The sequence below is a fragment of the Pseudoalteromonas aurantia 208 genome, from assembly GCF_014858725.1.
GTDB classification, from domain to species: domain Bacteria; phylum Pseudomonadota; class Gammaproteobacteria; order Enterobacterales; family Alteromonadaceae; genus Pseudoalteromonas; species Pseudoalteromonas aurantia.
This window is the reverse complement of sequence record NZ_AQGV01000012.1, coordinates 1119040-1138857: the sequence shown is the minus strand read 5'-3', so window position 1 is coordinate 1138857 and position 19818 is coordinate 1119040. Positions and strand designations below refer to the sequence as shown.

Here is a 19818-nt window from a genome sequence, read left to right as displayed (position 1 = left end):
ATTATTCAGCTGGATTCGGGTTAGCTAGAATTGTTTCCGTTTGCGCTTTACGGAACGCTTCAACTTTTTCGAAAATCTCCGGTTGCTGACAACCCAAAATTTGTGCAGCAAGCAATCCAGCATTAGCAGCACCCGCATCACCTATCGCAAGGGTACCAACAGCAACACCTTTTGGCATTTGACAAATAGAAAGTAATGAGTCAACTCCGTTTAATGTTTTAGATTTAACGGGAACGCCTAATACGGGTAAACTCGTAAAAGCAGCAGCCATACCTGGAAGGTGTGCAGCACCACCTGCGCCTGCGATAATGACTTTAATACCACGCTCAGCAGCAGTGGATGCATAGTCAGCCAATAATTGAGGAGTCCGGTGCGCTGAAACAACTTTAGTTTCATACGCAATGCCAAATTTGTCTAACATATCTGCTGTATGCTGCATGGTAGGCCAATCTGATTTTGAACCCATAATAATGCCAACCGTCATAGTAAATCCTCGGTAATAGTAAGTTAAACGATACAATATAAATCACAGTTTTGAATGTATGTTGGGGTAATCAAAACTATGTTAATTTTTGCGCGGTATTATACCTAAGTGCGATGCTAATACCATTTTTATTGCCGCTTTGTGATATACAGCCTTTGATATTAAAAACGACAATAAAGCGCGTAACAAAAAACCGCACTCTACAGCGCGGTTGATTAAGTTATGCCAGTTCTTGTGATGCAAGGTACTCTTCGTAACTACCTCTAAAGTCAATTACTTTCCCGTCTTTAATCTCCCAAATTCGGGTCGCAAGTGATGATACGAACTGTCGATCGTGAGATACAAAAAATAACGTGCCTTCGTACTGCTCTAACGCTAAGTTTAATGCTTCAATTGACTCCATGTCCATGTGGTTTGTTGGTTCATCCATCAATAACATGTTGTGTTTGAACATCATTAACTTACCAAAAAGCATACGACCTTGTTCACCACCTGAGAGCACTTTCACCGACTTCTTAATGTCATTTTGAGAGAACAGCATACGGCCTAAATAACTGCGAATAACTTGCTCGTCGTCCCCTTCTTGCTGCCATTGCTCCATCCACTCAAAAACGGTCATATCTTTGTCAAATTCATCAGCATGATCTTGCGCATAATAACCAATATTGGCATTTTCAGACCATTTAAAGTCACCCTCTTTTAGGTCAAGTCTACCAGCAAAAGAATGCAATAGTGTTGATTTACCAACCCCATTCTCACCAATGATCGCGATGCGTTCACCTACTTCAACTAACCCTTCAAGGCCAGAAAATAATAACTCATCATAGCCTTGGCCAACGTTATTAAGTTCAAGTGCGTTTCTGAAAAGCTGTTTTGACTGTTCAAAACGGATGAATGGTGACTGACGAGATGATGCTTTAACATCATCTAGCTGAATTTTATCTATTTGTTTAGCTCGAGAAGTCGCCTGTTTAGCTTTCGATGCATTGGCAGAAAAGCGTGATACAAACTGTTGTAGCTCCGCAATTTGCGCCTTTTTCTTGGCATTTTCACTGAGCAGCTTTTCACGTGCTTGTGTTGCCGCGAACATATATTCGTCATAATTGCCCGGGTAAACACGTAACTCACCATAATCTATGTCAGCCATATGTGTACACACTGAATTTAAGAAATGCCGATCGTGGGAAATAATAAGCATAGTACAATCACGTTGATTCAAAACGTCTTCCAACCACTTGATAGTATAGATGTCTAAGTTGTTGGTTGGTTCGTCTAGCAGCATGATATCTGGATCAGCAAACAACACCTGCGCTAACAGCACTCGCAGTTTAAAACCAGGCGCAACTTCAGACATTAAGCCATAGTGCTGCTCAGTTGGAATCCCCACACCTAACAGCAATTCACCTGCTTTAGCTTCGGCGGAGTAACCATCCATTTCTGCAAATTCCGTTTCAAGATCTGCGACCTTCATCCCGTCTTCTTCACTCATCTCTGGTAATGAGTAAATACGATCTCGCTCTGCTTTTATGCTCCAGAGTTCTTTGTGACCCATAATAACCGTGTCAACAACGGAGTACTCTTCGTAAGCAAATTGGTCCTGATTTAATTTAGCTAGACGGGTGTTAGGTGACACACTTACGTTACCAGCGCTGGCTTCAAGTTCGCCACCAAGGATCTTCATTAACGTAGATTTACCACAACCGTTTGCACCGATAAGGCCATAGCGATTGCCATCTCCAAATTTTACAGAGATATTTTCGAATAATGGTTTTGCACCAAACTGCATGGTGACGTTAGCTGCGCTTAAAATAACAGGCTCCTCAGGATTATCTGAATTTACATTTTATCAGTGCTTGATTTTAAACTAAACGCGCGCGTAAAACCACGAAAGTTCATAGTGAAGTACTTGCTTTATGCTTTCTAAATGTATTTTTTATTGGGGTTCAACCATTCTCCAGCGTTCCACAGCAATTAAATACCGATATTAAAAAAGAGTAGCAACATACCTGCTGGGCATAGCACCTCCTTCTAATAGCGAGCGTAATCGCCATGGATGAAAGTAAATAACTGAAAATAGTCCATGTCCAAATATCTGAGACACAGCACGTTACTTTAAATTGAGCGCACTCATAAAAATAATTGAGCGCGCTCATAAAATAAGCATTTTATGTGTTTGTATAAAAATAGTGCTAAGATATTTGCTTCTTCGGATAGGGACTATTATGAATAAAAGAGAAAAAACATACTCTGCAATTTTAAACGCAAGCTGGGACCTATTTAACGAGTATGGGTACCACGACACCACAACTCGGCAAATATCACAATATGCTGGTGTAGCAACTGGCACGGTGTTTAGCCATTTCCCGTCAAAAGCCGACATACTGAAAGTCGCAATGTATCGCAAAATAGATTCGGTAATACAGGAGGCGGCAGAAACAGATACGCACCATACACCCAGATTAAAGCTTCGCCATTATGCCAAATATTTGTATGCCTTTTATTTAGAAAATAAAGAGTTTAGTAAAGAGCTAGTGGTTTGCATTTTATGGCAACAAGCGTATTTTCTAGATCAATTGAACGCATTTAAATTAATGCTATATTCCGAACAGCAATATGATGCGACACAGGCAAACGTCATGATGGATTGCTATTTCATGACTTTATTACAAGGGTTATGTGACGACAATACCACTGCACAGGAGATGGTCCGTACTCTCAGCAATAAATTACATTTGATCCAAAAGTAATGTATCTGCTCCCTGCTCGTACATAGCATTCGGATCTGCAGCTTCTAAGAGCATGATATATTCATTTACGTTCGATTGCGTAAACATCAAGCGTGTTAATAGTTTTATGCAGTTCTTATTTAAACTCTCAACTTTTGCTCTTACCAGCAAAGGAAGCGCATTCTGTGCGATGTTTTCAACTAAATAGTTAAATAGGCACTCGAGTGCTTCACGCATAATACCTTTTCCCCATTCGGATGGCGAAAGCTCGAAACCTAAAAAGCAATGCTTTTTAATAATATCATGGTCATAGATGCCTAATGTGCCTATAAATTCATTTGATATTTTATTAATAATAACAAAGCGCGTACCTGTTCCCTGATAAGCTTGCTCAAGATCCCATTGGATCAATGATTTTGCTTCATCACGGCTCACTGTTTGCCCATAATCATTATACTGAGCGATCAATGGCTCATTAAGTAGCCGCAACAGGGCATCTATATCTCGATGCGAGATAGGCCTTAAAAATAAACGGGTGGTTTGTAATACCATCGGAGCTACATAGATTGGAAAATTCTATAATTAGTATAAACTATCTGCGCAAAATCAGTCCATCTAGGAAATATAATGTCTGAAGAGTTTAAAGTGATTCAACCCACCACGAAAGTCTACTGCCCTGAACGCGGCGAAGGTTGGACACTAACCGGAATAACAGGTATTGATGAACAAACTTCTGTTATGTTTAATGGAGTCCGCTATACCATTAGTGCAAAAAAAATTGTCGAAGAGCTATTACCTAACTATATAAAAATGAACAACAAAGCGTAACCCCCACAAAAAAACCAACCCTTTAGTACCAAATAAATGTTGATAAAATGTTTTTAAGTGTAGATAATGACCTCAGATTGCAAAGTCAATAACGGAAGCACTCGCCTCAAAGGATTAAGAAATCACACCTGCGATATGGACCGGGTGTGACATTACTTTGTGTTGTATTAGTTGTTCAGGATGAACTACCTTGGATACTACACCATGACAAAAACTTCATTAACCATGCCTGCACTATCACTCATAGCTATTAGTATTTGCGCTCCGAGCTATGCAAACGAATGCCTAGGGGAACTCTATGGGATCAATGCCGGTCGCGGAGATTTAGGTCTGCTCTTCAGCCTCAATGAGGAAGTGCAATCAGCGCAAGCTAAATCAATTGCTAAGTTCAGCTCTAGTGCACTCGCCTATGATAACAGTAATAACCGAATGTATTATGTCGCCTCCCCGCGCCCAACAGAGTATGAGGTTGACGTGAGTGCCTTGGCGATTAGCGCCGATGAACTTGCACACCTACCAATTAAAGGTAAAAGGTACAAATCAACAAAGTTAGCTTATTATGACTTTGCAAGCCAAAGCCATACTATTGTTGGTACAACAAAATCAGTAATAGGCATGGTTTATGATAATCAGAATGATACTTTACTCGCCAGCAGCTACAGTAAGCTGTATCAAATAGACAAGCAAACTGGTGAAGCAACCGAACTTGCTAGTTTAGGTAACCTATCAGGTAAGTATCGTGGTGACTTGGTAATTAAAGGCAGTCAACTGCTGCTCGTGACGTCAAGCTCAACCTACGAAATCAACCGCAGTACCTATGCACTAACTTTACTTTCTAATCACGGCTTAACTTCAGTTACAGGCGCAACCCTAAATCAAGCAGGCGATGTGGTGATCAGTCGGACACTCATTAACGACCATGGGCACGCTAATAAGTCGCAAATATATATGTTGGAGCCTAATACGGGGTCAACTTGCTTACTTGCCACTGTGCCCGTTAGATTAAATGATTTAGCAACTAATACTAATCAACCTGTCGCATGCTACACAAACGTGCAATGCGGCACTGCACCCAAACCCACTTTTTCACTTCAACCCGTCACAGACTCGGTTGTCGAAGGTGGAACACTGACATACAATGCAACAATAAGTACAACATTTACTGAAGATATTACGGTTGCATTGTCGGTGACGGATGGTACAACATCACCAAGTGATTACACATTATCAACGGCATCCGTGACAATTCCGTCTGGTCAAACAAGTGCCGCAGTCTCTATTCTAACAATTGATAACACTGTACATAGCGCAGATAAAACGCTAACCGTTAATGCTGTTGCACAATCAGGCATTTCTGGACAAAGCAGTGCCGGTGGCACAATTGTTAATGATGACGCTCCATGCACGCCTGCAAATTACACGCGTATTAATTATCAATTCGTTTCTGAAGATTCATTATTTAATAATGACTGGGGTATAAAAGTGAATGGTAGTTATGTCAAACTGCTTGATGAGTATGGTGCAAATGGCAGTTATGATGTGTTGCAATCGAGCTCAATCTCATACGTTATGGCTATCAATGGTAACAGTGGCCAATTAACGACTAATATGAGGCAAAGTGGTAACATCCAGTATTGGGAAGATCAAAACGATAGTGATTACAATGACTTTGTAGTTAGAGTATCAACTCAAACTGTACAAAAAGGATGTAATTAACCTCAGGTTTGGGTAAAGGTTTTGGAATAGAAAATGTTTTGAAAACAAACTTACGTACAACCCAATGATGATATTTTGTTCAATATCAAGGCGCTTTTATGCAGTAATAGCGGGCTATTACAAATGAAAGCAACGCCGAGAGTGAGAAAAATAGCTTTATTGGGCAAATTCGCTTATCCAGAGCTGAGATTAATTAAGCTTCAGTACTATCTCCAACCTGTAGCACGCAAAGCCAAAGTGAACCTTTCACTTTGGCTTTTTATGTATTTAAAGATCAATACCAAATAAGTTGGTCAATGCAGCATGGATCTGCAAGGTAGGGGTTTCTTCTGTGTAAGGCGCAACAGCGAGTAAAGGGGCGCTTATTCGCTGTCGAAGAGACGCTAAGTTTTCGTCAAACTCAGCCATATCTCTATCAATCTGATTGGCAATCCAACCTACACACTTTACGCCTTGAGATTGCAAAACCTGCATCGTCAAAAGTGTATGGTTAAGGCAGCCAAGTTTCATACCTACGACCAGTATGACAGGTAATTGCTCAGCAATTACCCAGTCGTAAAGGTATTGTGTATCATTGATTGGTAACGCCCACCCGCCCGCACCTTCCACGAGTCTAAATTCGGCACCCAGGTCATCTAACGCGAGATAGTGCTTGTGCAAAACTTGAACAGAAACTTCAAAACCAGCCCGTTTTGCAGCAATATGTGGTGCAATTGGAGGGGCAAAACAAATAGGATTTATTTGCTCATATTTACCGTGTACCGACGCACATTCCATTAAGCTGAGTGCATCTTCGTTGACTAATTGGCCAAAAGCTTCCTCAGCCCCTGCAGCTATGGGTTTAAAGCCCAAAGCTTTCCGCTTGTGCTTGGCTAAAAACTTCAGTAACAAAGAGGTTACGTAGGTTTTGCCAACCTCAGTATCTGTACCTGTAATAAAAAATGCGCTCATCGTTTGAATAACTCCAATAGTGCGACTTGGTAGGTCACAGGCGCACAGCTATCTGTAATTGGATACCCATCAAGTACTTTTCTGTACGCTTTTCGCCCCATCAAGCCTTTCTTTTCTCGGCTACCTTGTAACTTATTTGCTCCAATATGTTTGATTGATTGTATTGCTGCTTTCGCATCAGGATACTCGTCTACCAACGCAATTTGCTTAGCACTGCCAATGTCGAAGCCAGCCTCTGCTGCATACCCAATCAGTGCCGATAAAGTCAAAAAGTGATTAACATGTGTTTCACAATCATTTGCCTGCCATGCTACCGCTATCTCATTTAGCGAACCAGTTAATACAGATGATAGGACAACCTGCCCTCCTGACTTACATACTCTCGCCAATTCTGTAAACAACTGAGCTGGGGACTGACTCCATTGAATTGCAAAATTTGAAAACACCGCGTCAAAAGTTTCAGATTGAAATGGCAAGGCATCCATATCAGCGCACACACGTCCTGTCGTATTTGGTCCCTGCATTAACATGGCATGACTCAAATCCATATGTACTACATCGGCGGCCCGGGCTGCTAATATATCATGGTGTAGTAGTGGCCCCGCCCCCAAGTCTAGTATATACCGATTACTTAAACGCAACTTAGTGAATAATAATGCCGCTGCTTTAGTTTGTACTTTTGCATATTTACCATAATTATCAGCCGCTTTGGAGAAGCATTCAGCCGTATGTTGTTTAATAGCATCTGACATTACACTGCTTTTTGGTGAGTGGCGGTTCATAATACCTCCCCCAAAACTTGTACTAAATAGTGTATATCATCACTTTTATGGGCTGCTGTTAAGGTAACTCTGAGCCGTGCCGTATTGTGAGGTACCGTCGGTGGCCTAATGGCCGTCAACCAAATATTATGTTCTTTAAGCTTTCTCTGAGCCTTTAAAGCATTCTCGGCGGACCCTAACACAATAGGTTGTATCGGTGTGTTCGATGTCAATAAAGGGATATTTACGTTTGCACATAACTGTTGAAATAGCGCAATATTTTGTTGTAACTGAGTACGTGCGTCATCTGCATTAATCACTTTATCTAACTGTTGTAACGCACTATGTGCCATGACTGGCGACATTGCGGTAGAGTATATGTAATCCCTATTTACCTGTACTAGATAGTCAATAACATCGTGGCTAGCCAATACTGCAGCGCCTTGGCAAGCCATTGCTTTACCAAATGTGATCACTAATATGTCCGGTTTGTTCTGTGTTTGTGCACTACCTAGTCCCTGCTTCCCGGTAATACCAAAAGCGTGCGCATCATCAATCATTAACCAAGCATTATGCTGCTGCTTTAATGCATGTAACTGCGCTAATGGCGCGCTATCACCATCCATTGAAAACACCCCTTCACTCACGATCAACTTATTTAATGCGTTACTTTTTTCTAAACGTGCTCGCAAGTGATTCATATCATTGTGATTAAATCGAATGTGCCTTGCATCACTGTGCAATGCGCCATCAATTAAACTGGCATGATTGAGCTTGTCTTGAAAAATAGCACTGTCTTTTGCAACTGATTGTTCATTAAAAAGCGCTTTTAATACACTGCTATTCGCGCTAAACCCACTGCTAAATAACATTGCATCATCGTAACCCAACAATTGACATAAAGCATGCTCTAGCTTTTTATGAACATCTAAATATCCCGTTACCAATGAAGAACTTCGGCTCCCCGATAATACGTCGTTAGCCAAAACCGGGCCACCTAAGCCTAAATAATCATTGCTGGCAAAATTCAAGTAACGTTTTGAGTCAACGTTAATATACCTTGCATCACTGCTTTGTATACATATACGACGGCGTAGCAACGACTTAGTACGTCGTTGCTCGATACTGTGCTCAATAAAATCAAACGCCATTAATTTGCTTCGTAAAATAGCTCTGAGGTTGCTTTATCAGCGATGGCTGAAGATAGAGATGCCTCATAAGCTTCATCAGAATAATCATGACGTTCTTCAGGCTTCATTCCTAACTTTTTCAGTAAGTTCATATCTGCATCCGCTTCAGGATTTTCAGTAGTCAGCAGTTTGTCACCATAAAATATTGAATTGGCACCAGCGAAGAAACACATTGACTGCATTTGCTCATTCATTGCCGTGCGACCTGCAGAGAGTCGTACGTAACTAAATGGCATCATAATGCGCGCTACTGCAATTGTGCGAATAAATTCGAAATGATCTAAATCATCCACATCTTCCAGTGGCGTCCCTTTAACTTTAACCAGCATGTTAATTGGTACACTTTCTGGTTGTTGGTCTAAATTCGCTAATTGAATTAGTAAACCGAAACGGTCAGACGCTTGCTCACCCATACCAACGATACCACCTGAGCATACTTTCATGCCTGCATCGCGCACATGGTCAATGGTGTCAAGTCTGTCTTGATAAGTGCGGGTTGTTATTATTTGCTGGTAATATTCTGGTGAAGTATCTAAATTATGGTTGTAGTAATCTAGCCCAGCGTTTTTAAGCGAGTGAGCCTTATCATTGTCTAGCATGCCTAATGTCATGCAGGTTTCTAAACCCAACTCTTTAACTTCTTTAACCATTTTCTCTATATATGGCATATCACGGTCTTTAGGATCTGACCACGCAGCCCCCATACAAAAACGCGTTGCACCTTTATTCTTAGCTAAACGCGCTTGCTCCACCACTTTCTCAACTTCCATCAAACGTTCACGTTCAAGGTCTGTTTTATAATGACCTGACTGAGGGCAGTATTTACAATCTTCAGGGCATGCCCCTGTTTTTATAGATAGCAGGGTTGAGATTTGCACTTCATTGGGATTAAAATTTTCGCGATGAATACTTGCAGCCTTAAATAGTAAATCATTAAATGGCATTTCAAATAGTGCTTTTACTTCTTTATGAGTCCAATCGTGGCGAACTGTGATCATATTGTTTCTCTTTATTCTTGTAGCAAGTGTCTAAATTATGTGCACTTAACTTGACGGTGATTGGCTTAGTCTACTGAGTGACGTAGTATTGTCAACGACAAAGCAAGTAGCAGGGTTTACAAGTGAGTAAAAATAACGCAGTTGATTTAGATTTTGACAAAGAGCATATTTGGCATCCTTATACATCCATGATTGACCCACTCCCCGTTTACCCAGTGAGTCATACGGATGCCGCACATATATATTTAGAAACTGGAGAACAACTCATCGATGGCATGGCATCTTGGTGGAGTGCGATTCACGGCTATAATCACCCAAAACTTGTGAAAGCCATCACTGAACAAGCGCAGTCTATGAGCCATGTTATGTTCGGTAGTATTACGCATGCGCCAGCGATCAATTTATGCAAAAAATTAATCAACATAACGCCAGAACCATTACAAAAAGTATTTTTGGCCGATAGTGGCTCGGTCAGTGTTGAAGTGGCTATTAAAATGGCGCTACAATTTTGGATGAGTCAAGGGGCGCAACATAAAACGAAACTAATGACGGCAAGAAAGGGTTACCATGGAGATACCTTTGCGGCAATGAGCGTATGTGATCCCGTTAATTCAATGCACAGTATGTACCAAGGGTTTTTACCAGAACATATTTTTGTGCCAGCACCAGCATCATCATTTGGCGGTAATATTAATCATGATGAATTAGTAGAATTAGAAAATAGCTTTAAGCTACATCATCATGAAGTCGCGGCGTTCATTATCGAGCCTATAGTTCAAAATGCAGGCGGCATGAATTTCTACCACCCCGCTTATTTAAAAGAGCTACGCATACTCTGTGATAAATATAATGTGTTATTGATCCTCGATGAAATAGCAACAGGTTTTGGCCGTACAGGGAAATTGTTTGCTTGTGAACATGCGAACATAAGTCCAGACATACTGTGCATAGGCAAAGCCTTAACCGGTGGAACCATGACACTATCTGCAACACTTACCACAAACCATGTCGCCACCGAAATAAGTAAAGGCAATGCCGGTGTACTTATGCATGGGCCCACATTTATGGGCAACCCATTAGCCTGTGCTGTGGCGTCAGCAAGCATTGATTTATTATTTGAAAATAACTGGGAAGCGCAAGTAACGAGGTTATTTGGTGCAATGCAACATCTTCGTTTGTGTGAAAAGCTCGACGCAGTAGAAAATGTGAGAATACTCGGGGCTATAGGTGTGGTGGAAGTAAAGCACACTGTCAATGTTGCCAAAATTCAGCGATACTTTATAGACCAAGGACTATGGATCAGACCTTTTGGCAAGTTAATTTATATTATGCCTCCTTACATTACGTCAAACCAACAAATTCACGCCCTATGTAATGGTATTTATACTGCTTTAGAGCAACAACAGTATTAAAAGACTATGCTCTAAAGGAATAGGGCTAACGGTTTTATTGACTTAACCCAGTCTATCAAATTATTGCAAATTCTAGTATTTACACTGAAATTTGTTCCTAAAGATGATAGGCTATGTCCTTTTTGAATCTAGCAAGCTTAAAAGGGCAAATATGCATCAAACCGTCAAATTGCAGCCAGTCGAAGCGTATAAAGCGCCTCGATTTACCGTTTATCAACATCGTCAAATCGACAAGATTGAACAGCTAGACAAGCTACCAGAGCACCTTCGTTTTGAAATGAAAGTTGTGGCTAACGTCTTCCCATTTCGGGTAAACAATTTTGTTATCGAGGAATTAATAGATTGGGACAAGGTGCCCAACGATCCAGTATTTCAGCTTACCTTCCCTCAACGTGGTATGCTTGATGATGAATCTTATGATGAAATGGCTGCTTTGTTGCAAGGCGATCATACACCTGAAGATGTGTTTAATCTTGCCACAGAACTTCGCCAAAAGTTCAACGCACACCCTGCGGGGCAAATGGAAAAAAACGTACCTGAATACGAAGGCGAACGGGTTGACGGTATTCAGCATAAATACAAAGAAACCGTCTTATTCTTCCCTTCTCAAGGTCAATATTGTCACTCTTATTGTACTTTTTGTTTCCGCTGGGCCCAATTCGTAGGCAAAGCAACTCGATTCAACAATAATGATGAAGAACTGTTACATAATTATCTTGCAGAACACACCGAAGTCACTGATTTACTCATGACCGGTGGTGATCCGATGGTAATGCGTACCGTTAAATTGCGTAAATATTTAGAAGCATTAAAAGAACCCCGCTTTGATCATATTCGCACTATTCGTATTGGGACTAAATCTTTAACGTTCTGGCCATTCCGTTACGTTACTGATCCAGATGCACAAGAGTTACTCGCGCTTCTTAAGGAGCTGGTTGATGCAGGCAAACATGTATCCATCATGGCGCATATCAACCATAAGCAAGAATTACGTACCGAAGTAACTAAAGAAGCCATCCGTTTGATCCGTCAAACTGGTGCACAAATAAGAACCCAAGCTCCTCTTCTGAACAACATCAATACCGACCCTAAAATGTGGTCTGAAATGTGGAAAGAACAAACTCAAATGGGCATGATCCCTTATTATATGTTCATTGAACGTGATACCGGTGCCAAGCGTTACTTTGAGTTGCCTCTTTATAAAAACTGGGAAATATTCCGTGAGGCTTATAAAGAAGTATCTGGCGTAAGTAGAACTGTGAGAGGCCCATCAATGAGCGCTGGGCCCGGTAAAGTAGAAGTTTCAGGTGTCAGTGAAATAAACGGTGAGAAAGTATTTGTTTTACGCTTTATTCAAGCGAGAAACCCTGATTGGGTACAACGGCCTTTCTTTGCAAAATACGACGAGAAAGCCACTTGGCTTGATGGCTTAGTCCCCGCGTTTGGAGAAGAAAAATTCTTCTGGCAAGATGAATACGACGCAATGTAAATATTTATATATACATTAAACAGATGCATTATAAAGCCGATTAAATAGCAGTTTCAATTTTATCGGCTTTTTAAATGAACATACACTTTTGCTCACGTGCCATCAGGCTTAATGACAAACCCTTTCTCAATACCACTTTTGAACCCTACAGACTCATAAACACGGTGCGCCGCAGTTAATTTTTCACCCGATAATAGCATCACTTTACAACAACCTAGCTGCCATGCCAACGCAACAGCATATTCTAGTACCTGGCGACTAAACCCTCGTCTACGAAACCCACTTCCAGTGACTACATGTTCTATGATTGCAAATGGTTTTCCACCATTAGCAATGCTTCTATTTAAACCTAACGCACACGTTGCGGCTATCTTCCCCCCAGCTTCTGCAACAATTATATGGGAATGCTCATCATCTATTAATTCCGCCCATTTCTTTTTCATAACTTCCGGTTCAAGTACTGGATCATGTGGCCTAAGCTCATCATACAACCCCAATACACCAATTAAATCATTTATATTTGCTAATCTGATCATAACCGCCACTGATTTATCGTTCTATCACTATGAAACGGCTTATTATTGGGCACCACCTCACAGCACATTTGTCCCTAACTTTTGACCATAAATAAAATTTACTAGTGCGTCAACCATCTACCCCGCCGTTACTTATTTTTGGCCGCATGATTTGCTTCATTAAACACTGTTTAAATAAAGGAAAGAATATCCACCCAAATGAATTAAGCCAAGACTAAATTTGGCTCAGAGTACCTATTTAACTGCTGATTATTTTACCTTTCTCAATAAATATTAAAAATAAATAAACTTTATTGTAATAAAAACAACTTTAAATTTTTTCATACTGTGAATGTATTTATTTACCTACAAACAATTAGTTAGGTAAATGGTATGGGTTTATGTAACTTAGTTTGTTACATTTTTATTGCGAAAAATGTCAACATGTGAAAATAAAGTATTTTTGATCTGAATCAAACTATGTTTAAATTGCTTTTCAAGGACTCAAAAACTTATTCTTTTAATAACAATAAGTTTGCTACATGGAGGTGTATTTTAAGAACAACAATCATTGTGGTAATCAATATGAATAAAAAACTACTTTTATCTGCAGTACTCGCACTATCATCAACATCTTTACTTGCGTCTAACCAAACATTTCAAGCCAGCATAAATGGTTGGAGTGAACCCACATTTGCAGAAACAAATGCGCTACATTTCGGTAAGATTCGTCTTGCTGCAGGATCAGCCTGTACCATGGATAACGCAGGGGCGGTAACCGGCGACTGTGATGCATCTGATGCAAATATTCAACTTGGTGGTATTACAGTGTCGGGTTTAGCACCAAACTCGGCAATGAATATTACCGTTTCAGGTAGTTCAAGCGCCAATTTAACTTTTGCACCAGCAACGACCGCAACTGACGGCACATCAACGGAAACCACTGCGGATGGCGTTGCAAGTGCATTCACAACGGACGGTTCTGCGTCTGATATTACTATCAATGTATACGGTCAAATGACAGTTGATACAGCACTAACGGCTGGTGGTGACTATGACGTAGACTATACTGTAGATGTGTCATTCCAATAAATTTATGACCTTTATTCAATGGGTTAGATAATTTTTTTATTCGAACTTGTGGAATGTCACTCCGCAAGTTCATTTCTTTTTTTAGTCTGTAAGCTGTATTATGACCTGCAAAAAACACATCGCTCTTCTGCTCGTTTTATCATTAGTATTCTCCAGTAAGGTATTCGCCAATTTAGCACTATCGGAATACCGTTTATATTTTGATAATCGTACAAAAAATAATTCTCTTATGATCAGGAATACATCTGGTAAAACGTTAGATTTTAGATTAGTACTTACCCATAAAGATATGACGGAAGACGGCGCACTCATTGATGTACCACTGTCTGAAGTTACAGGACGCTCCGCCAAAGGCATGCTCAGATTTTCTCCAAGAAGAGGCCAAATTGCAGCTAAAGAAGTACAAGCTATTCGAATGACGGTTCGTAAAAAAGCCGACTTAGCGCATGGTGAATACAGAGCAGTTTTAAGGATCATCGCCTCGGAATCTCAAGACCCGAATGCCTCAGGGATCAGTATCAAGCCCAAAGTTGCCTATAGTGTCCCCGTCATAGTAAGGCATGGTCAATTAGAGGTTAGTTCTCAACTTATCAATCCACAACTTGTTACACAAAATGGCCGCTCGAATGTGCTGGTATGGCAAACTCTTCAAGGCAATCGCTCTTTATACGGTGATTTCAAAATACTGGATAGTGACAAACAAATTGTAGGTGAAATCAGAAACGTGGGCGTATATACGCCACTGAATAGACGGAAAGTGTTCATCCCACTACAAACGTCAGTTCAAGGGCCTGTCACGATTCAATATATTGAGAATAATAAGTATGGCGGTTCTATTGAGTTAGAAGTACCGATGCAACTTTAGGCGCTACTTCAACTTGATCAACACATTATTATATAGACTACAGCTTATCGTGATTGTGGGCTGTATTCTCTTTAGTTTGCCATTACACGCACAACCGTTACAGCCTTTGTATCAGTGGACTGTTGACGATGACGCTTTTGTCATCGTCAATGTTAAATTGAATGGCAGCTCGGTCATATCCGATATGGAGGCGTACTACACAAAAGATAATCGACTGTTAATGCCAATACACTCGGTGAGCACAACATTAGGTATTACATTAACCATAAAAAACAATATCCTCATAGGCCAACTAGAACATAGTGACAACCCCTTTTCAGCGGTATTACACAACAATGCGGGCGCTCAAAACGCATGGCTTTGGGCAAAAGACGACTTTGATCATTATATTGACCTCGAGATATTAAATAGCGTATTAAAAACTCAATCTAAATTTAACTACTCACTCATGCAGCTTTCTTTTACAAGTTCGCTTTTAAAAGCTAAAAATAATAACGCGACAAGTACACCTGTTAGCTATCGTAATAAGGCCATCCAATTTGACCACAGTATTCCTGATTTATACCAAACAATTTCCTACCCTATTACTGAATACGCATTAAATACCAGTTATAGCTCGCGTACAAAACGCTCAAAAGGGTTAGTGAGACTTAACAGTTACTTTGACTTACTTGAACATCAAGCCGAGTTGCGCTTTAACCAAAATAAGAATCAAACCAGTACTTTTTTCAAAGTTAAAAAACACATTGATTTATTTAATAGTGATGAGCGACTTATCAACACCCACTATCAAGTGGGTGATATTCAATCTAGCAGAGATCCACTGGTCATGTCTGCGACTCAAGGTCGTGGCGTTACCTTCTCAAATACAAACCCAAATACATCACAAAGCTTCTCGACCATAACCATCGAGGAACCCACCCTCCCTGGTTGGATAGCCGAACTCTACCGCAATGGGCAATACATTGCGTCATCAGTTTCCCAGAATGAGAATGTAGTCCGCTTCGAAGACATTGAAACCTTCTATGGTAACAACGTATTTGAGATAAGATTATTCGGCCCACAAGGCGAACAACTCACTAAGAAACAAAAAGTAACCGTGGGAGAAAATGCACTTGCTCCAGGTAAATTCAGCTATAAACTTGAAGCGATAGATGCCCAAAAAAGTTTATTCGGTAATAAACAATCTAATACAACGCCTTTTGAACACGCTTTAAATGCTAACCTTTCATATGGTTTAACCGACAAACTCACGTTCGACTCAAGTATAAGTGCCTTAAACGCCGAACACCCTAATCGCTATATAAGTGCGGGCATAAATGGAATTTCTGATAGTGGCAGCTATAAAGTCATTGCAGCCAAACAACTCTCAGCTGGGCACGCATTATTTACCGGTTATCGAGGTATCATAACTGGTCTAACGGACCATGACATTAACATCAATGCACAGGCGAGTTTAATCGACAACTTTACCAGCGCTATTTTCTCAAAACAAAAACACTTACTTAAAAGGCGCATGTCTGTGTCTCTTAATGGAAAGTCATCATGGATAAGTGACCTGAATTGGGACTTTCGTTGGCTCAATGAACATCGAAATAACAAGTCCGAACGTAATATTACCTCTTTTGGCGTCAATAAGAATTACCTCGGTGGCACCTGGTCGAGTCAATTTCAGTATGATGACTCTCAAGATATGCTGACAAACCGTGCTTACTGGTCTCTTGATCTCAAAGGCTGGCGATGGACAAATTCAGTTGATTGGCTGCCAGTAAATGACCGCAAATTGAAAAGTTTCAGAAGCAATTTACGGTGGCCACAAACCCAAGATAGCTTCAACCAAACTCAAATCTCATACAACCCAAATGCCAATGCTAAATTATTGCTAGGGCATCAATACACTTATCGACATCATGATTTTAATGTTAACTTTTCAGGTCAATACGACAGTGAAGATGATTGGCAAATATCGATTGGTTTAAGCGGTACATTCAGTTTTGACCACGTTGAAAACACATTTGAGTTTGACTCCCCTAGGACACTTAGTAGCGGGCAACTTGAAGTATTATCATTCGTAGATTGGAATAATAACCAAGTCTTTGATAGCGACGATCAACCTGTTTCTGATGCTATTTTAACGGGTAATTATCGCTGGAAAGACCTAAAAACCAATGATAATGGTCGAATACTGCTACCCAGCAGCAGTGGAGGACAAATTTTGGAAGTCGACGTTCGTTCACTCTCCAATCCATACTATCAGTCATCATATGGTAAAATAAAAACCCTCTCGCACCGTGGCGGCATTAGTCGAGTGAATATACCCATCTCTGTTTTCAATGAGGTTGAAGGCACACTTTATTTTGCAAATTCAAATGCAAGTAAGCCAGCTGCTGGGGTGTCTGTTATGCTATTAGATGTAAATGGTGATATTCAATATGAGACAATCTCAGAGTATGACGGATACTACTTTTTCTCCAATGTTTCTGCCGGTAAGTACACGGTTAAAATAGAGTCTAACCAGCTTAACATTGCTAATTTAATAGTAAAAAACCTACCTAATGAAATAATAACACCAAAAACCGGTGACACACTGATCCTAAAAGATATCATTTTATTGGAACAGCATGAGCAGCTGGAACACTCTCATATACTGACAAATCAAGATATTTCTGAGAATAGCTACTTTGTACAGCTCGGTGTTTTCAAAAAGTTCTCTTCTGCGCTAATTGTTGCCAAAAACGTACCAAACAATCTCAATAAGTTACACATTTATCATAATCAGTTAAATATGAATTACTATTTAATATCAGGATCATACGCCTCTAAAGCGCTTGCGCAACAGGCTATCAATTCAGTATACGCAGTGCCATCCTTATTCGGCAGTTTCATGGTTGATGCAAGACGCTATGACGCTAAAACCTGGCATAACCTTGGCACTATTAATCAAGATAGCAACCACCGCTATTTTTTCTGTGAATATGCACGCTACCGGTCAGCAAAACAACTCAATCGTGCTTTAATAAACTCAATAGATACCCTCTTTATTCTTAAATTAAATCGCAACGCTAAAGCCAATTTTCAAGTGCTTTCCGGTCCACATGATAGCAATAAGGGTAAACAATGTGATCCACATACAAGTCAATTAATCAAGTCACCGCTGAAGGTTAAAAAGCTCAGTTGGCATAGTGTTATTTCAGGTTTACGAGATGCTCGTGAAAAGGTTACTGCTGAGGATTAAACACCACGTTATGTGTTTTATTGAAGCTATCTAATTGAGAACAATGCACTTCGCATTTCGCCCCAAATGATTCTAAAACCCAATTGCTTTCTATTACCTTTATATAACACGCAGATCTAATTTCATCTTGTTTTTTCGCTGAAATCACCCGACACATGCTAAAGCTGCCTAATACAGTAATCTGAGCATCAAAATATGACGTTTGTGCAATGACACCTGCTTTAAAACCTTGATTGGTAGCATGAACCCGTTTTTGCAAATTTAATGAGATGAAAAGAAAGCTTATGAGCAGTGCGGTCAATAATTTGTGTTGCATCGTTAAAACTCAGGATTTATATGCTTATAAGTGTAGTGCAGCATCAACCATTCAACGAATCTGTAGCGCGTATATTTAGCAGCACTAAACGCTTAAAACCTTCAAAACACAAATACATTACTTGCATCGCTAATACTTTTCTACATCGTGAGGCCGTTTCCGAACGGCAAAAAGGAACTTCCTACTATCTGATTAAATTGATATTATCGCAGATAATATGTTCCACCTCTGATCTCAGCTTGGTTTAGCACGTCAATGAAGAATATAAATATCCAATATTTTAAACACCCTTACGCAGAGTTTATTCTTGGTTCCTTTGACAACACCTTATGTTTGTGTGACTTCAGGTATAGAGCGATGAGGCGCACGATCGATACGCGGATCAAGCATGCCCTCAATGCGGATTTCATAGAAAAAAGTGACGATATTACAACCGCAGCTGAGCAGCAACTTACGCAGTATTTTATGGCCGAACGCCGCCATTTTGATATTCCTTTACGCATGGTTGGTAATGATTTTCAGCAGTCTGTGTGGCAAACACTTACCAGTATTCCTTATGGCGGCACTGCAACATATGACGATTTGGCTAAGCACTTACCAGCAAAGTACACGACCCAAAATATACACCATGCTAACGGGGCAAATGCATTGGCTATCATCGTACCTTGTCATCGGATCCTAGACATTTCAGGGTCCCTCGTAGGCTACGGTGGGGGCTTATCATTAAAGAAACGTTTGCTTGATTTGGAGCATAATCTCTTCAATCCACTGTAGCCTAAAGAATATCAATCCACCCGTTACAGTTGTGCGCAGTTTTTGCTAGGTTTGATTTCTACATATTTAAACTCAGCAAGTCCATTCTCAATTCGATAATCTGAGTGTGACAATTGTAAAACAAGTAACGCGTCTTTCTCTGTTGGCGCGCAAAAAAACCGGCATAATTCGCTATTAATACACATACCTTGTTGCCTATAAATAGCAATATTCTTGCATAATCCCAAGCAGATTCATTGCTATAATTTGGGATATCAATTAACTGCGTTTTAAAAATCGTCGCGAATGTTGTCGCTCGCTTAAAAACTAATCCTCATGGGTGATTAAGCTTAGCTTTAGTAACATATTCGCAAATGGCAAGTATTTGTTATGCGTAAAGCGAATCCCTTCGTCATACTTATTTTTATGGGATTTAGACAGAGTGGGCAAATACAGAGCCTGCGCGCGCCCAATCAACCTGTTTGCG

General features: G+C 40.3%; 19 protein-coding genes. 9 read left to right on the top strand and 10 right to left on the bottom strand.

Translation table 11 applies throughout. The annotated features are described in order from the left end of the window. Position 1: 1 nt before the first annotated feature. On the bottom strand, positions 2–484 hold the full coding sequence (purE, locus tag PAUR_RS08820; protein ID WP_192507398.1) for a 5-(carboxyamino)imidazole ribonucleotide mutase: 483 nt from the start codon (positions 482–484) through the stop codon (positions 2–4). Positions 485–704: 220 nt separating this feature from the next. Beyond that, positions 705–2294, bottom strand: coding sequence for an ABC-F family ATPase (locus tag PAUR_RS08815; RefSeq protein WP_192508543.1), 1590 nt, complete (start codon positions 2292–2294; stop codon positions 705–707). Between the two features lie 412 nt (positions 2295–2706). Here PAUR_RS08815 and PAUR_RS08810 point away from each other — a divergent pair, with 412 nt between their 5' ends. After that, positions 2707–3231 (top strand): TetR/AcrR family transcriptional regulator, encoded by a 525-nt coding sequence (locus tag PAUR_RS08810; RefSeq protein ID WP_192507397.1) that lies wholly within the window; start codon positions 2707–2709, stop codon positions 3229–3231. Here the strand turns inward: PAUR_RS08810 and PAUR_RS08805 are convergent. Further along, positions 3211–3762, bottom strand: coding sequence for a GNAT family N-acetyltransferase (locus PAUR_RS08805; RefSeq protein ID WP_192507396.1), 552 nt, complete (start codon positions 3760–3762; stop codon positions 3211–3213). The genes PAUR_RS08810 and PAUR_RS08805 overlap by 21 nt on opposite strands. 75 nt (positions 3763–3837) lie before the next feature. Here PAUR_RS08805 and PAUR_RS08800 point away from each other — a divergent pair, with 75 nt between their 5' ends. Continuing rightward, entirely contained in the window at positions 3838–4038 is a 201-nt protein-coding gene (locus tag PAUR_RS08800) for a hypothetical protein (protein WP_192507395.1), read from the top strand. Between the two features lie 204 nt (positions 4039–4242). After that, positions 4243–5754, top strand: a complete 1512-nt coding sequence (locus tag PAUR_RS08795; RefSeq protein WP_192507394.1) for a DUF1735 domain-containing protein — start codon at positions 4243–4245, stop codon at positions 5752–5754. Between the two features lie 267 nt (positions 5755–6021). On the opposite strand, the gene bioD is transcribed toward PAUR_RS08795, so the two are convergent. Genes bioD through bioB form a run of 4 tightly spaced genes read right to left on the bottom strand, consistent with a single transcriptional unit; the run spans position 6022 to position 9654 of the window. Next, positions 6022–6705, bottom strand: a complete 684-nt coding sequence (bioD, locus tag PAUR_RS08790; RefSeq protein WP_192507393.1) for a dethiobiotin synthase — start codon at positions 6703–6705, stop codon at positions 6022–6024. Next, on the bottom strand, positions 6702–7487 hold the full coding sequence (locus PAUR_RS08785) for a methyltransferase domain-containing protein (protein WP_192507392.1): 786 nt from the start codon (positions 7485–7487) through the stop codon (positions 6702–6704). The genes bioD and PAUR_RS08785 overlap by 4 nt, the downstream gene beginning before the upstream one ends. Continuing rightward, the gene (locus tag PAUR_RS08780) at positions 7484–8617 is read right to left on the bottom strand and encodes an aminotransferase class I/II-fold pyridoxal phosphate-dependent enzyme (protein WP_192507391.1); all 1134 of its coding nucleotides are present in this window, start codon (positions 8615–8617) and stop codon (positions 7484–7486) included. Before PAUR_RS08780 ends, PAUR_RS08785 begins: the two co-directional genes overlap by 4 nt. After that, positions 8617–9654, bottom strand: coding sequence for a biotin synthase BioB (gene bioB, locus PAUR_RS08775; RefSeq protein WP_192507390.1), 1038 nt, complete (start codon positions 9652–9654; stop codon positions 8617–8619). Before bioB ends, PAUR_RS08780 begins: the two co-directional genes overlap by 1 nt. Positions 9655–9776: 122 nt before the next feature. Here bioB and bioA point away from each other — a divergent pair, with 122 nt between their 5' ends. Beyond that, positions 9777–11066 (top strand): adenosylmethionine--8-amino-7-oxononanoate transaminase, encoded by a 1290-nt coding sequence (gene bioA / locus PAUR_RS08770; protein WP_192507389.1) that lies wholly within the window; start codon positions 9777–9779, stop codon positions 11064–11066. A 151-nt stretch (positions 11067–11217) separates the two neighbouring features. Further along, positions 11218–12555: a KamA family radical SAM protein gene (locus PAUR_RS08765; RefSeq protein ID WP_192507388.1), complete on the top strand. Its 1338-nt coding sequence runs from the start codon at positions 11218–11220 to the stop codon at positions 12553–12555. A 92-nt stretch (positions 12556–12647) separates the two neighbouring features. On the opposite strand, the gene PAUR_RS08760 is transcribed toward PAUR_RS08765, so the two are convergent. Continuing rightward, positions 12648–13091 (bottom strand): GNAT family N-acetyltransferase, encoded by a 444-nt coding sequence (locus PAUR_RS08760; RefSeq protein ID WP_192507387.1) that lies wholly within the window; start codon positions 13089–13091, stop codon positions 12648–12650. A 564-nt stretch (positions 13092–13655) separates the two neighbouring features. On the opposite strand from PAUR_RS08760, the gene PAUR_RS08755 reads away from it, so the two are divergent. The 3 genes from PAUR_RS08755 (at position 13656) to PAUR_RS08745 (ending at position 18262) form a co-directional block, all read left to right on the top strand. Next, positions 13656–14162 carry a hypothetical protein gene (locus PAUR_RS08755; protein ID WP_192507386.1) on the top strand — a complete coding sequence of 169 codons (507 nt, stop codon included), beginning with the start codon at positions 13656–13658 and terminating at the stop codon, positions 14160–14162. Positions 14163–14262: 100 nt separating this feature from the next. Next, the gene (locus tag PAUR_RS08750; protein WP_192507385.1) at positions 14263–15027 is read left to right on the top strand and encodes a fimbrial biogenesis chaperone; all 765 of its coding nucleotides are present in this window, start codon (positions 14263–14265) and stop codon (positions 15025–15027) included. Between the two features lie 13 nt (positions 15028–15040). Then, positions 15041–18262, top strand: coding sequence for a carboxypeptidase-like regulatory domain-containing protein (locus PAUR_RS08745; protein WP_225738320.1), 3222 nt, complete (start codon positions 15041–15043; stop codon positions 18260–18262). Here PAUR_RS08745 and PAUR_RS08740 read toward each other — a convergent pair. Continuing rightward, positions 18246–18578, bottom strand: a complete 333-nt coding sequence (locus tag PAUR_RS08740) for a hypothetical protein (protein ID WP_192507384.1) — start codon at positions 18576–18578, stop codon at positions 18246–18248. The two genes, PAUR_RS08745 and PAUR_RS08740, sit on opposite strands and share 17 nt — an antisense overlap. 357 nt (positions 18579–18935) lie before the next feature. Here PAUR_RS08740 and PAUR_RS08735 point away from each other — a divergent pair, with 357 nt between their 5' ends. Then, the gene (locus PAUR_RS08735; RefSeq protein ID WP_225738319.1) at positions 18936–19352 is read left to right on the top strand and encodes a methylated-DNA--[protein]-cysteine S-methyltransferase; all 417 of its coding nucleotides are present in this window, start codon (positions 18936–18938) and stop codon (positions 19350–19352) included. Positions 19353–19375: 23 nt separating this feature from the next. On the opposite strand, the gene PAUR_RS08730 is transcribed toward PAUR_RS08735, so the two are convergent. Further along, complete coding sequence (locus PAUR_RS08730) at positions 19376–19537, bottom strand: hypothetical protein (RefSeq protein ID WP_192507382.1); 162 nt, start codon at positions 19535–19537, stop codon at positions 19376–19378. Positions 19538–19818: the final 281 nt, after the last annotated feature.